General features: G+C 45.1%; 8 protein-coding genes. 7 read left to right on the top strand and 1 reads right to left on the bottom strand.

All coding sequences use genetic code 11. The features are described 5' to 3' along the window. Positions 1-692: 692 nt before the first annotated feature. Entirely contained in the window at positions 693-1,556 is an 864-nt protein-coding gene (locus AAC022_RS24875; RefSeq protein WP_339735586.1) for a hypothetical protein, read from the bottom strand. Positions 1,557-2,791: 1,235 nt separating this feature from the next. On the opposite strand from AAC022_RS24875, the gene AAC022_RS24880 reads away from it, so the two are divergent. From AAC022_RS24880 to AAC022_RS24910, 7 genes are all read left to right on the top strand, one after another. After that, positions 2,792-4,318, top strand: a complete 1,527-nt coding sequence (locus AAC022_RS24880; RefSeq protein ID WP_339735588.1) for a TolC family protein — start codon at positions 2,792-2,794, stop codon at positions 4,316-4,318. Positions 4,319-5,297: 979 nt separating this feature from the next. Further along, positions 5,298-6,791, top strand: a complete 1,494-nt coding sequence (locus tag AAC022_RS24885) for an efflux RND transporter periplasmic adaptor subunit (RefSeq protein ID WP_339735590.1) — start codon at positions 5,298-5,300, stop codon at positions 6,789-6,791. Between the two features lie 12 nt (positions 6,792-6,803). Next, complete coding sequence (locus AAC022_RS24890; RefSeq protein ID WP_339735592.1) at positions 6,804-10,013, top strand: efflux RND transporter permease subunit; 3,210 nt, start codon at positions 6,804-6,806, stop codon at positions 10,011-10,013. Positions 10,014-10,112: 99 nt separating this feature from the next. Further along, positions 10,113-10,457, top strand: coding sequence for a hypothetical protein (locus AAC022_RS24895; protein WP_339735594.1), 345 nt, complete (start codon positions 10,113-10,115; stop codon positions 10,455-10,457). Between the two features lie 132 nt (positions 10,458-10,589). Beyond that, complete coding sequence (locus tag AAC022_RS24900) at positions 10,590-11,120, top strand: hypothetical protein (protein ID WP_339735596.1); 531 nt, start codon at positions 10,590-10,592, stop codon at positions 11,118-11,120. A 574-nt stretch (positions 11,121-11,694) separates the two neighbouring features. Further along, positions 11,695-13,281, top strand: coding sequence for a SpoIIE family protein phosphatase (locus tag AAC022_RS24905; protein WP_339735598.1), 1,587 nt, complete (start codon positions 11,695-11,697; stop codon positions 13,279-13,281). Between the two features lie 3 nt (positions 13,282-13,284). Next, positions 13,285-13,578 (top strand): hypothetical protein, encoded by a 294-nt coding sequence (locus AAC022_RS24910; protein ID WP_339735600.1) that lies wholly within the window; start codon positions 13,285-13,287, stop codon positions 13,576-13,578. Positions 13,579-15,035: the final 1,457 nt, after the last annotated feature.

A 15,035-nucleotide genomic window follows, 5' to 3' on the forward strand; every position in this document is an offset into this window, starting at 1 on the left:
GCTTGACGCTCATCGCTATGACAAGCTTCGGCGCAAGCACAGCTAACAGCCTCATCCTGATGTCCACTACCAAGTGTACCATCGCCCACACAAAAAAGCGGGCAAAGTATCACACGAAGTGCGATGAGCATGATAATGGCTAAATGGAACATTACGAAATAGAACTGCCTTTTCAATTTGGTGAAGGGCTTCTTATTTATCTCTGGTAATTGTATTGGGGTAAGGAATCTGAGTCAAGGTCGTCGTAGAATGGGGTAAGGAATCTGAGTCAAGGTCGTCGTAGAATGAAGAAATTCCAAGACCCAAGAGTTGCCTATTTGAGAATGATCGTCTGCTTTTGCCCATTTCATCCAGCAATTCTTTTCCAAAATTTGTTTCGAGCGGGTAGTCACATTCAATAGAAGGTACGGCTTGCATTGATTTTCCAGCGGACGGGCAGAACAGTCGTTGATACAATTGGATACTAGGTCGCAACTTGTGCTGAATGCTGCCAATATCTCTCGCCTCTGCTGTGGGAGATTGTGGTTGCGGTAGTAGGAAACAAAACGAATCACATTATATGTAAGTAATTTCGGTAGCGAAAATACAAAATACCGCATTTCCAAACAAAAACGTTACGGCTTCTTTCCAGACTTTGATAGTCTCCGATCCGATTTGGGATCACAACTGATAGACATTCCAATTCGAAGGGACTAACCGTTAGGCAGCAACAACTCTGGTTCATCAGTTGGTGGCGGTGGTACCGTATCTGCTGCTGAATTGTCCTGGTTATTTGGTAAACCATTGTTGCCGTGACTATGTGAATGCGAGTGATCGTGAGTCCGCGAAGGCTGTGGAAATTGATCGTTACCTTTGTCAAATCGTCTATTATCCTTAAACGGTTGTGGTGGACTATTTTGAAATCGATTGAGCATGTTGCTCAGCAACTGTTCGAACGAGTAGATCGTGTTCTGAACTCTTCGAAGTTCCCTGGATTGATTGAGTGATTGACGTAGATCTTGGAATGCCTTCTTAACGTCTTTCAGGGCTTCACTTGCGTGATTTTCACCATCAGCTTTCTTCAGTGAGACAACAAAATACCTTACGCTACGATTCAGTTCCCATGCCCCCGTTAAAAGCATTTCATATTCCGATGAGGTCCGCATCTCGAAGCGAATCGTATCGAAGATTCTCTCGGCACTCGCTTCGAGATTACTGATCGGCGTTGGAACATCGGGCTGGCCGCGAGAACCATTCTCTCCATCATTTTCAGGATATTGACGAAACTCGTGAAAATTGCCAGGGAATTGTTGACGACGGCGTTTTAATTCATACGGGCAGATAAAATCTTGTGGAACTCGATCTAAAGGGCAATTACTACCCAAGCAAGTATCTCTATCAATACCATCATTACTTGGGAAGGGGGCATTCGTATAAGAAAAGTTGTCCGGCACTGGAGTGCGATATCTTTGAGAAGGAATCCTCTTGAAATAATCATTTTGTGCGCTAGCGGACTGCCCCGAAGCCGCTAGTATAATGAGGATTGTTAATGCGACTGTCTTTTGTAGTCCGTACATTTCAAGTGACCTTTCGAATTCCTGATTCTTATAGCCCTTGCCACATAACTGAAGTGCTAATATTCTGTTCTATGTGTAAGGAAGATTGGTTTTCTATAGCGAATGCAAACGGCATGCCACGATCGAATGGTCACCAGTTCGCTCGTGGTGTAACCATTTGAAAGCTAGTATGTTCAGCAATCTAGGCTACGAAATCCAACTCAATTGATGCGATGAACGCCACGTGTTAACTTGATGGCTACTGTCGTCCATTCGGCGACAGTAGCCATCAAGCGGATTCGTTGACTCCTCTCATTTCGGCCTGCAGCGGAGATAGATGAGGAGTCATTCAGAAAGTCCCATTCACATAATCACTTGCATTAACAAGGGGTTAGTTCTAAGCGGATACCAAGCGCGTACACCCATCCGGAGTTGCCGTTCATTCCGATGGTCGTGGCGCTGACATTCCCGATTATGCAGGTTATGCGGCGTAGCAATCACCTACAAAAGGCTTTATCCCGTAAATCTGGAGTCTTTGTTTGTTTTGCACAATTCAAAAAACCGATAAAGGTAGAAAGACGTGGTTTGTCGAATTGGACAAGGAAGGATTACTCATGGCTTCGTGGCAAAGAAAGTTGATTTGCATCAGCTTCTCCACTGCAATTCTTATACAAGCTGTGATGCCATGCTGTGCGCTTACCAATATTTGTGCCAAAATCGTAAATAGTAAAGATACCATTTGTACCTGCTGCGACGATTCCACTTTCTCAGGTTGCAACCAAAGTGTCCAAGATCGCTCAGATCAAAACCAGGCTAATAAGCCCCCAGCGCCTTCAAAGAAAACTCCGCACACACCTTGCCCATTTTGCACGGGCACTGCGAATGTCGCACGAGTCGATACAACGGAAACCGAACTCCGTTTGGTAAATATATCCTTGCCAGTCGACCGAGACACTGTGGCGTATGGCCTACAACCTTGCAAAAGTCAGCAGTCTCGCACAACTTTCACTAAATCCGTTTCCATCGTCGATACACTGGCAAAATATCTTGTATAGATTCCTGTGCAATTAATTATTTCGTTTGCACAATTTCTCTTTCAACAAGTTCGTTGATTTCTCACAAGATTTATGGGGTCGGTTATGGAACGGGTTCAGATGTTTTTCAGATATTTTCTAGCTCTGCCATGCATACTTTTAGTATCGTGTGCCCACAATGAAAAGCCTCGGTACGCAGTTCCATCTACAGGGGAACAAGCCTTGGAGCTGGAAGAATACAAGGCACACAGCAAGAGTCAAAGTTCCACGGATATCACACCCTTGGCCTCCCCTCCCTATGCCGAAGATATTTCTACAAAGACAGTGGGCCAGCTTGATCCAGCAGATGATACAGAATTCATTCTGACTTCCGATCTGTCTAACAAAACTGACAGTAATGCTACTTTGGATACACTAATACAAACAACGTTCAATCCAAATTCCACTGCGATTCCACCAGCGCCTGGTGTAGGTAGTGACCAAACTGCAACAGAAAAAACTGTCGCCCCTCACACTACAACAGTTGCATTGACGGTTGAAGAATTATTGCAGTTGGCGATGGAAAACAACCCTACCCTACAACAAGCAACGGCAGTCATAAACAAAGCTCAAGGCATCAAAAAACAGGTGGGGCTTTATCCGAACCCCACAGTTGGTTACCAGGGGCAGGAAATGGGGGCCAATGGAACTTCTGGAAAGCAGGGGGGGTACATCTCTCAGACAATCGTGACGGGAAACAAGCTGAGTCTCAATCAAGCTGTTGCAGACTATGATGTCCAGCAACTTCAGTGGGAACTGGAGACTCAAAAATACCGGGTTCGAAATGACGTTCAATCACAATTCTTTGCATCCCTCGGAGCCGAGCAACGTATCAAACTTTCTTTGCAATTGGAGAAAATTGCTGAAGAAGGAGTCGAAATGGCAAGTAAATTGTTTGAATCAGGAGAAGCAGCAAGACCAGACATTTTGCAGGCAGAAGTCCAACTCGGCGAAATTCGCATCATTCGTCAGAATGCAGAATATGATCACGAAGCTGCCAGGAAACAACTAGCGAGCTTGGTCGGGCGGCCAGAGCTAACGCAAGCTCCATTGAGGGGTATTCTAAACGAAAAATCTACCGATTTGACTTGGGAAGGATCATATCAGAAATTACAAACAAACAGTCCGGAGTTACAAGCTGCATATGCGAGAGTCAGTCGCGCTCGCGAGCAAATCTACCGCCAGGAGTCACAAATTAAACCAAATTTATTAGCTCAAATTGGTGTGGCACGCGATAATGAAACCGGTGACGACATTGCGAATGTTCAACTCGGTATTCCTCTGCCAATCTTTAATCGCAATCAAGGCAATATTGATATGGCTGGTGCTGAATATCATCGTTCATTAGGTGATGTAGAACGACTTCAGCTCTCACTCCAAGTCCGTCTCGCTAATGCTTTTCGCAACTATCAAAAAGCCGAGAAACAAGTAGAACAATACCAGCAAAATATTCTTCCAAAGGCCAAGGAAAATCTTGATCTTACGAACCAAGGGTATCAACAACAGCAGTTTGATTTCCTGCGAGTTTTAACTGCACGTCGTACTTATTTCGAAATGAATATTAAGTTTATCAGATCACTGGTTGACTTACGCCAATCTGAAGTCGCTATTTCAGGCCTGGTACTTTCGGGTGGTTTAAGTGAAGTACGAGATATCAGCCAAGGTGTGGGTGGAGTTGGAAATCGTGGGCAAGCATTAAGCGGCCAGTAGTATGCTTTTATTAATTGAAGGGTGCCATAATTGTTTTCATTTTGATTACGAGTGTTGCATAGATGACAACAGTCGAATCCAAGATCTTCGACGCTTTACGCAATCGTTCTCTGTCATTTCTGACTATAAAACAACTAGATATCAGTATCAAACAGGACTTTTTTCTTGAAATGGCATTCTATTTGCCAAAAAGAAATTAGCCAGACATTGTGTGAGAATGAGACTGAGAAACAGTTTACATACATACAATCGTGTTGGCATTCTCGCGTTTTCTTGTTCACAGCAAGATGATTTGATATTGACCTGTAACTGTTGACGTGTAATGATTCCTAGCAAGTCGATGATATAAAGTGAAACTCAAAGGTAACCCAGAACCATGGCAAACAGTATGATAACAATTCTAACTGCTTCATCCATGATGTTTCATGCATTGCTTGGTTGCTGCTATCACCATACGCATACCCATGAAGATGCTGTATCCCATAGTGAGCAGAATTTGGGTTCCGAGTTTTCCAAAAGCTGTTTCGATTCACTCACTGCAGCCTGTAGTTCTCACAATCACACTAATGCGATGGATAGTAATTTATCCCATGACAATTCAGAGAATCATGAGCACGACCATCTTCCATGTCAGGAAAGCTCTTGCACGTATGTAAGCTCATCACCAATCGAACTAACTACATTGGTAATAGCAACTTCATTCGAAGTTGAGCCAATGGTTATTTCTATCAATGTAACTGCGCAAAACTTTGAATGCCGACGATCTATTCCGGCAGACTCAAAATCCACTTGTATGCGCCTGCGCAAGCAAGTCTGGTTAATCTAGGCGCCCTACGCCTCTTCTAAAGCGTATACAGACCGTGTCAAATTTTGCTGCGCACAATTAGCGTAACCCTATGGCACATGCGTCCGTTCTTCTTTCCTAATATCTTGTTCACCTTAATGGTGTTCTGTTGCGCTGATAGCGCAGGATGGTATCATGCGATTTCAATTACGCAATATTTCGATCAAATGGTACGGCTTGATAGCTGTGCTCCTCATTTCAGGAATTGGCTGGGGTGTTCGCGACACCTGGCTTCCATTCGTCAAACTAAATATTTCATCAATCATAAAACAAACTGAAGGAAATCTTGCTGATACTGAGGGCAAAGAAGACGACCACAGTGGTCACGATCACGCAAGTCATGACCACGGTGATCACGGTCATGCACATGATGAGTCAACGTCCTTGGAGCTCTCTGACCAAGCGCGACGTAATATCGGATTATCTGTCGGTGAAGTCAAGTTGCAAACCTATGAACGAACTTTGAACGTTCCAGCGATGATTGTTGAACGTCCTGGACGGACTCGAATCCAAGTTGCTACTCCGATGACCGGTATTGTGACTCAAGTCTATATCATCAAAGGCGAAGCCATCCGTCCTGGTATGTTAATGTTTAAGATTCGTCTCACGCATGAGGATCTCGTGCAGGCCCAAACAAAGTTCTTACAAATTTTAGGCGAATTAGACGTTGAAAACCGTGAGATCGCGCGATTAGAGAAAATTACATCAGGTATTGTGGCCGGAAAAGTTGTCTTGGAACGAAAATATTCGAAGCAAAAATTAGAGGCCATACTAAGTGCTCAGAGAGAAGCCCTCTTGCTACATGGATTGTCAGATACTCAAGTTGCTCAAATCGAAACAAGGCGAAAGCTTCTTCGTGAACTCTCAATATATGCTCCTTCGTCTGACGGTAAGACTGATGAATTGCACCTGTCACGGTTCCCACTTCGACAAGTCTCGAGTACTTCAGAAGATAAAATTTCGCAAACGCGGAATCACGTATCTCCATACGTGATTCAAGAATTAGACGTTTACAAGGGACAGTCCGTGCAGTCAGGACAGAAATTGTGTGTTCTTGCGGACTTCAGTGAGCTCTACATTGAAGGCAATGCATTCGAGCAGGATAGTAACGAACTGCATCTCGCCGCGCGTAATAATTGGGCAGTGTCTGCTGTTCGTCAAAGTAATCAACAACAACCTGAGATAATCAACAGATTGAAGGTCGTCTATATCGCAAACGAAGTGGACCCGTCCTCTCGGTCAATGCACTTCTATGTTGGACTCACCAATGAAATTGAACGAAACAAAGAAACCGATGACGATCATCAGTTTATCGATTGGAAATACAAACCAGGACAACGATTGCGACTTCGTGTCTCTGTGGAACAGTGGAAAGATAAGATCGTGTTGCCGATCGATGCTGTGGCGCAGGAAGGGGCGGAATTCTACGCATTTCTCGAAAATGGGGACCATTTCGACCGCGTACCAGTTCACGTTGAATACAGTGATCAATTTTCGGTGGTGATCGCCAATGATGGTTCGATCTTTCCCGGCGATGCGATCGCACTTTCTGGCGCTCATCAAATGCAGGTGGCACTCAAGAACAAAGCTGGCGGCGGTGTTGATCCGCATGCTGGACACAACCACTAATAGGACCAAACAATGCTGAATTCCATAATTCGATTCGCTCTCCGCCAGCGTTTGCTTGTCGTTGCGTTCTCGCTATTTCTGTTAGGATTTGGTGGATGGCAAACAATCCACATGGACATAGATGTATTTCCTAATCTGAACCGTCCTCGTGTCGTTGTAATGACTGAGGCACCGGGGATGGCACCGGAAGAAGTCGAATCGCTAATTTCATTTCCACTCGAAACAGCAATCAATGGTGCCAATGGTGTCGAAGCGGTTCGCAGTTCTTCTGGCGTCGGCATCTCAGTGATTTATGTCGAGTTCGATTGGGGAACTGATATTTACAATGATCGGCAGATCGTGATGGAACGGCTGCAACTTGTGCAGGACCGCATGCCGGAAGGAGTCAAACCTCAACTTGCTCCCATTTCATCGATCATGGGCCAAATTATCATGATCGGCATGTGGAGCGAAGACGAAAAAACTTCACCCTTGGAAGTACGAACGCTGGCGGATTGGGTTGTTCGACAAAGATTACTCACCATTCCCGGTGTCTCCCAGGTGTTCACGATGGGTGGCGGGCGAATGCAGTTTCAGGTACTCGTTGATCCCGACAAACTGCTGCAATACGGTATCACGCTACACGACGTGAAAAAAGCCTGTGCAGAGAGTAATGAGAATGCGACGGGTGGCTATCTCGATGATCAAGGACCGAACGAATTTCTTGTGCGAGCTATTGGCCGTGTCCAAACCATTGACGACTTGAAGAAGGTCGTGGTAAAGATCCGTAAAGGGCGGCCAGTTCTGCTTTCGCAAGTGGCCAAGGTCATGGAAGGGCCACAAGTCAAACGCGGTGATAGCTCTGCTTATATTCGGGACGAGGATGGTAAGTTCTCTGGTGGCCCGGCTGTTGTGCTTACCGTAAATAAGCAGCCCAACGCTGACACACGTGAAGTTACCGACCAAGTTATGAAGGCGTTGGATGAACTCAAACCATCACTGCCGGACGATATTCGTATTCAGCCAGAACTGTACTCACAGAAGGCCTTCATCGACCGGGCCGTCGATAATGTGATCGAGGCACTCCGGGACGGTGGTATTCTGGTTGTGGTTATCTTATTTTTATTCCTGATGAACTTTCGGACGACGTTCATTACATTGACCGCAATCCCTCTTTCGCTCGCTATTACAGCTCTCGTCTTCACCGCCTTCGGGCTTTCCATCAACACGATGACGCTTGGCGGGTTAGCTGTGGCGATCGGCGAATTGGTCGACGACGCCATTGTCGACGTCGAAAATATTTTCCGTCGACTTCGTGAAAATCGTCATATCGAAAATCCGAAGAACCCACTTTTGGTCGTCTTTCAGGCGAGCGTCGAAATCCGGAATTCGATTGTTTTCGGGACAATGATTGTCGTACTAGTGTTTCTCCCACTATTCGCATTATCCGGCATGGAAGGCAGGCTCTTCGCACCGCTCGGTGTGGCATATATTGTTTCGATTCTGTCTTCTTTACTGGTATCGTTGACATTGACACCCGTCTTGTCTTATTGGCTCTTATCACGGGCGAAACTGACGGAAAACGAAAAGGACGGGCCACTGTTGAGATTCCTGAAGTGGGCCGCCGGTGGCGCAATTTCACTGAGTCTCCGCTACGCAAAAATAATGTTATTACTCGGCGTGTCTGGTGTGGCTGTTGCGTTTATAGCACTGGCGGGTCTGGAACGGGATTTTCTTCCTCCATTTAACGAAGGTGTTGCACAACTTAACGTGGTTCTACCACCAGGTACAGCATTAAAAAAATCTAACGAGATTGCGAAATCCGTAAACGAGCGTTTAATGAAGATTGAGGGTGTTGAGGCATTCTCAAGACGGACTGGGCGGGCTGAACTTGACGAACATGCTGAAGGGGTCAATATCTCCGAAATGATTATCAGTTTTGATCCAAAATCCGAGCGCAGTCGAGAGGTTGTAATCGCTGACATACGTCATGCGATGGAGGATATTCCCGGAATTGTAACAACAGTTGAACAACCATTAGCCCATCTTATCTCACACATGATTTCCGGTGTGAAAGCCCAGGTTGGTATAAAAATCTATGGAGACGATCTAAACATACTCCGACAAAAAGCTCAGGAGATGGCCGCGGAGATGCGCAAAATTGAGGGAGTCACTGACCTGCTCGTCGAACCACAAGTCGAAATTCCGCAACTCCGCATCCAACTTGATCGTGACCAACTCGAATTGTTTGGGCTTACGCCATCGTTCGTGAATGAGTACATCTCGACAGCGATGAACGGCGAAGTTGTCAGTAGTGTCCTGCTCGGTCAGCGAACGTTCGATCTGCTGGTGCGGGTGGATGAAAAATATCGAGAGAATATGCAGGCACTCAAACGGTTGTCGATTGACCTGCCGAATGGAGGAACCACGCCGCTGTCGTCCTTAGCCAAAATCTATAAATCCAGCGGACCGAACACAATCAATCGTGAACTCGTACGCCGTCGTATCGTCATTCAATGTAACGTTACAGGTCGCGGGTTAGTCGATGTCGTGGCAGAAATGCAACTTGCCCAAAAGTCGGTTATTGAGTCACTACCACCAGGATATTTCGTCGAATATGGCGGGCAGTTCGAAAGCGAAAAGAGTGCGAGCCGAACCATCGGAATACTGTTCGCAATATCGATGTTCGGCGTACTGATGGTACTCTACACAATGTTCCGATCGGTGAATTTTTCCCTTCAAGTAATGATGGCGCTGCCGATGGCATTTATCGGATCGGTGATCGCTCTCGTAATAACCGGACAGACACTGACAATCGCCGCGATGGTAGGCTTCATTTCATTAGGGGGCATTGCATCGCGGAATGGAATTCTGCTACTGAACCACTACTTGCACTTGGTCCGTTATGAAGGTGAGACTTGGTCGAAAGAAATGATCATTCGTGCCGGTCAAGAACGTCTGGCTCCAGTGCTCATGACGGCACTGACCTCAGGCATCGGATTAGTACCACTTGCTCTCTCCGCCGGGGAACCAGGCAAAGAGATTCTTTATCCGGTTGCTACTGTAATTTTGGGTGGGCTGATCAGCAGCACTATTCTGGAATTTTTCATTCGTCCGGCTTTGCTCTGGACGTTCGGACGCAAGGCAGGTGAACGAATCGTAGAGTCTACGACTACTGAAATCCCTCTTATTGAAGAATCATTGGAGAGTCAACAGCCTGTACATGATATTTTAAAATCTTAACCGCCGATATTGAAGTCGACACATAAATTGAAACTTTCGCTGGGATGTATAGATACTTCCAGCAACTTCTAGTCTATCAAAACTGAAAGGAAAATGACTATGTTTACGATGAATTTGAAGAAAACTTTATTTGGTGGCATCACAATGGTGATTGCTGCGAGTCTGTTCGCAAATTCCACATTGGCTGCGGAAAAAGAAATCGTTGGGTACCGTCTGCAGAAATGGAAGACGGTTCATTTTGACGATGGGCAGAAGGCTAACATTCACATTAAGGCAGTGAATAAACTCGGTTGTGAAGTTAAGAAGGACGACCATGGCAGCCACATCGATGTAACCTATCGTTGCCCCAAATGGCAAGAGATCGCTCTTAAAACTCACGATTCTGCTCGCCAATGGGAGAAGTGGCTCAAGGCGAGTGGATTTGAGACAAAGCACGCGCACTGAAATGTACATTAAACAAGAGACTCGAATACGCTTTGGAATTATGAGGGCGGTGAAAATCAAAAAATCCGTCACTGACTCTCTTCTCTGAACCCACTTTTTCTAACTTATTAACTTTAATAAAGGCGACAACTCATGATAAAACGAAACCATTTGATCTCAAGTGCAGCCCTTTCGCTCTTAGCCATAATCTTCTCTGGCTGCGCACCAGAGTCCAATAAATCACAGAATTCAGATATTCCCGACTTACCTCCGGCCACAGTCGAGACTGATGCCCATGACCATCCGAGTGAAGGCCCACACCATGGCCATCTTATCGAGTTAGGTAAAGAAGAATACCACGCCGAATTCATTCATGATGAGAAGAATAGTACTGTCACAATCTACATCCTCGACGGTTCCGCAAAAAATGTTGTTCCAATCGACTCGAAAGAGATTGTGATCAATCTCAAACACGATGGGCGCGGGGAACAATTCAAGTTGACCGCTTTGCCTGACAAGGGAGATCCCGAGGGACAATCGTCACGATTCGTATCGAAAGACAAAGAACTCAATGAAGATCTTCATGCCAAGGATACGGATGCACGCCTCGCTCTACGAATCGCTGGTAAGTCATATTCAGGAAAGATCGAACATGACCATGGAGATCACGATCACAAGCATTAGTATTCAAAATGACTACTACAGCGAAACAGTTTCATAATTTAAATTCAGAAGAACTCTGTTTTAGTAGCGCGCGGTCGTTAGGATTACGTTTTCCATGCTAGCCCCTATGAATGCGATGTTCACTTTTGTGGTGAAGTAGAGTTTTGGGCGTTCAATGGCGTATCCATGAAACTCACTAAGAGGAAAAGCATGATAGCCGAAGAATCTGGTAGAAGAATCAACTATTACTCATGGAATCAGGAATTCACTTTGGGAAGGCTGGTAACAAATATGATTTCACAAGTTACACGACCCCATGTTGTGGGCTGCTGATGAAATCAACCAGTGACTAAAAGGAAGCCTGTAGAAGTCAGACAATTATGGTCCTGTTGATAGCTCTGTAGTGGGGAATAACTGCGCAATTTCGGAGTTCTCGGGTTAAAGATTACAATTTTTTAAGAGTGATGTTCGGACCACTAAAACCGAGAAGTAAAGTTTGAATGAATCGTAATTGAATCCTGTACGGTGAGGCAAATAGGTCCTCGTGTGGCGGAGAATGAAAGATCTATAATCTATCTGAAGAAAGAAAACAATTATGTTGCTGTCTCTCATGAACAAGCCACTAAGCAGGAAAAATCCACGAACGATTCGCTTTCAGCTGCTACTGGCAGTGAATGTGACACTTGGTGTGGCACTCGCGGGACTACTTTTATGGCAGTACGAACGCGAAATGGAAGAAGTAGTCATGGAAAAGCGTTCTGGTCTGAACGATGAAGCAATTGCGATTCATGAAGCAGTCAGGCACCTGAATCAAGATCATGGTACGAGTGACGTACAAAGTTATATCAACTGTGTCTGTCAGCAGATGCGGAATTCCACTTCTCTGGGTCATCAAATTGTAGTTCGGCTGAACGGAAAAGTACTTCAGACAAAGCCAAATTCGCCGGAAACAGTAAGAATCCTTTCAGCAATTGATTCCACTACAGAAAAGAGTAATAAGTGGATTAATCTTGATAAGCTCGAGCTGATTGTAGGACATCACACGGGGGACAATATCAGTGTGTTCGTTTCCGAGAATCGAGAAAATGTGCGTCGTGCTATTCGTCGCAAGGTCCTGATACAGCTTGCCATCCTGGGAATATTAGGTCTGTTGGCAACCACCGTCGTCAACGTAGTTCTGTTGCAGATTATCGAGGTTCCACTGAATCAACTATTGAAGACCGTCGAAAAAATTTCGGCTGGAGATCTTGAAGCGGAAGTTCCGACATTCAATAGCTGTGAGATGAATATGTTGTCGTCTGCCATCAATTCTATGAGCCAGACGTTGTATGAAAACGACCGCGAACGTCGACAGCAAATGGAAAAAGCAAGAAAAATCCAGCAGCATCTGCTTCCAAATGGTATTCAGATCCCAGGTCTAGTGACGGCATGTGTGTTTGAACCAGCTGACACGGTCGCAGGTGATTACTACGACTTTCTACCGTTGGAAGATGGATCATGGTTAATTTGCGTGGCGGACGTCATTGGACATGGTGTTCCGGCAGCAATGGGGGCAGCAATGCTCAAGTCATTGCTTATGGCGGCTTCTGAACTGCCACCATACGATCCTGCAAATCTACTCCAAGAAGTTAATCAACGATTTGCCGCCGCGATGTTGCCAGGTAACTTTGCATCGATGTTTCTCGCTCGTTGGAAACCGGACACCAATGAATTCTCGTGGGCAAGTGCAGGCCATCTTCCTGGAATAATGCTCGAAAAATCAGGACGTCTCGATTCATTAAAAAGCACTGGAATGCTAATGGGGTTGGACGCTGGTACTGTTTGGGACCAGCAAATTACTTTTCTGTCAACCGGAGACCGAATTCTACTCTTCAGTGATGGGGTGACCGAAACACGCAGTCCGAACGGAGAACTCTTCGGCCAGGAACGACTAACTTCTTGGTTTTCACGCTGCAGTGTACTTTCACTTCAGAGCACTGTATTGCGGATTATTGAAATCCTAATCGAGTGGCGAGGTGAGTCTACCTTAAGCGATGACCTAACACTTGTGGTACTCCAATGTGTTTCCAGCGATAACGGGACCTCAACGATCGAGACTGATAGCAACAAGTCATTTGTATTACAAAATATTCATACTGAAATAGAAAAGAAACCCCCATCCACTATCATCAAGGATGAGTGATTCATGAATTTTCAGGCAAATTCGACCAATGAGCCGTGCGATATTTGTCCAGACAGTAAGGTTGTCTTTTTGACTGCGGACGACAACAAGCCCCAGTCAGCAGGGGGCTTGATCACAAAGCTTTCATACTCATGGACGCTCTGGCTGGGACAGTATCGAATTACGCTGGAATTCGTTGCCATCGTTCTGGTTCTGTTCACACTGTTACGGATTATCCTGGTTTTTACGTACCAGAGACATGACATTCCTATCTGGCAGCACAACAAACCAACGACAGGTAGAAGGTTTTGGCAATGAGTGAGATTTACATAGATCTTTTACTCACCACGTGAAATGTATGACTTACGCCTCCTGACTTTGTTGATCAAGAAAACCCAAAAGAGAATGACACAACAACAAATCAAAGGCTCACAACTCAACACCGATTTGTAGATTAATGAGCAAACGGATAAAGCAAAAACGAAAACGGAAAAACATGAAGCCGATTCAACGTCGAAAGTTAACGACGAGGGAACGGTGGGGTTACACAATACTGATTCTTTTCTTCGTCGGACTCACGTTTATTCCCTACTTTGTTGATTTGATTCGGTATCCCAATCCCTGGAACGCATTTTTGTTGACTGCCGTCACAATTGTCCTTGTGGTTACAACTATTCTGGTAATGAAACATGAGAAAATGTGAACGATCATTGAACTATCGCCAACGGAACCCGAATCATCAGGCGTTAATAAGCAACGTCCATGTCGCATTTTAGAGCTCCTTGTTAGCATTAGAAAATATACAACCACAAGCGTAGCACGGGGCTCAGTTTACGTCTATTTCAACGGTATTGCGGTTAAAGGGGGCATGTCAATATCCCAAATAGACCAATTTTCCACGCAGTTAAATTACAATGTTGCCGGGTGATCATTTCTTCAAAGTAATCGAAAAAAGAAATTAAAGCCAACTTTTACAATTTCAAAGGAAGTCGTGAAGAAATGGGCATCTTCATGCATCCAACTACTGGCGATAGCGTTCAATTTTACGATTCAAATTATTTTGAGAGCAAAACATGAAACACACACGTGTCACATTAGCAGGAGTGTGTTTAGTTTTCGGTTTGATAGTAATGTTGTCAAATGATTTGTTGGCGTTTTCTCAGCATAGATCACGCGAATATATGGGAAAGCCTCACTATGGATCGAGCAATCAACGTGCATCTCGCAGCATTAGTCACGCCAGGGATTATTCTCGCGACTTCTATTACTATACTCGTGACGCTCACACAGTTGACCCGGAAATAGCAAAGTCAGAATTCACGGAACTCGCCGGAACATCGAAGCTACGAAGCAGGAGCTCGCCACCATCCGCAAAGAGTACGCGGGAGATAAAGAAGTCCTGGCGAGTTTAAAGGTAGTTGAAGTCTATCTAGCGAATGCAACTACGCAACCATCCTCAATGCTCGCGACAGCAAGATCTCTCTGGCCTTAAAGCGGATTGATGGGGAATACAAACATGATGCTGCTAAAGACACCATGATCAACACAAAGGCTAAGCTCGAAACCCAGAATAAAGTAAGAGGTTTTCGTCTAGATTCTCAGTTAAAAATCAGTTGAACGAGGAGTGCTATAATGAACAATGCCACAAGGATCAAGAATTTACAAATTGTTTTAATTTTGGTCGCAGTCCTTTTTTTATTGAGTTTAGTCTGTTTAAGGTCAGTCCGCGCACAAAGTTCTACAGCGAAAGGTAGTCCTCACACGAATCACACTTC

The organism is uncultured Gimesia sp., assembly GCF_963976445.1.
Classification (GTDB): Bacteria; Planctomycetota; Planctomycetia; order Planctomycetales; family Planctomycetaceae; genus Gimesia.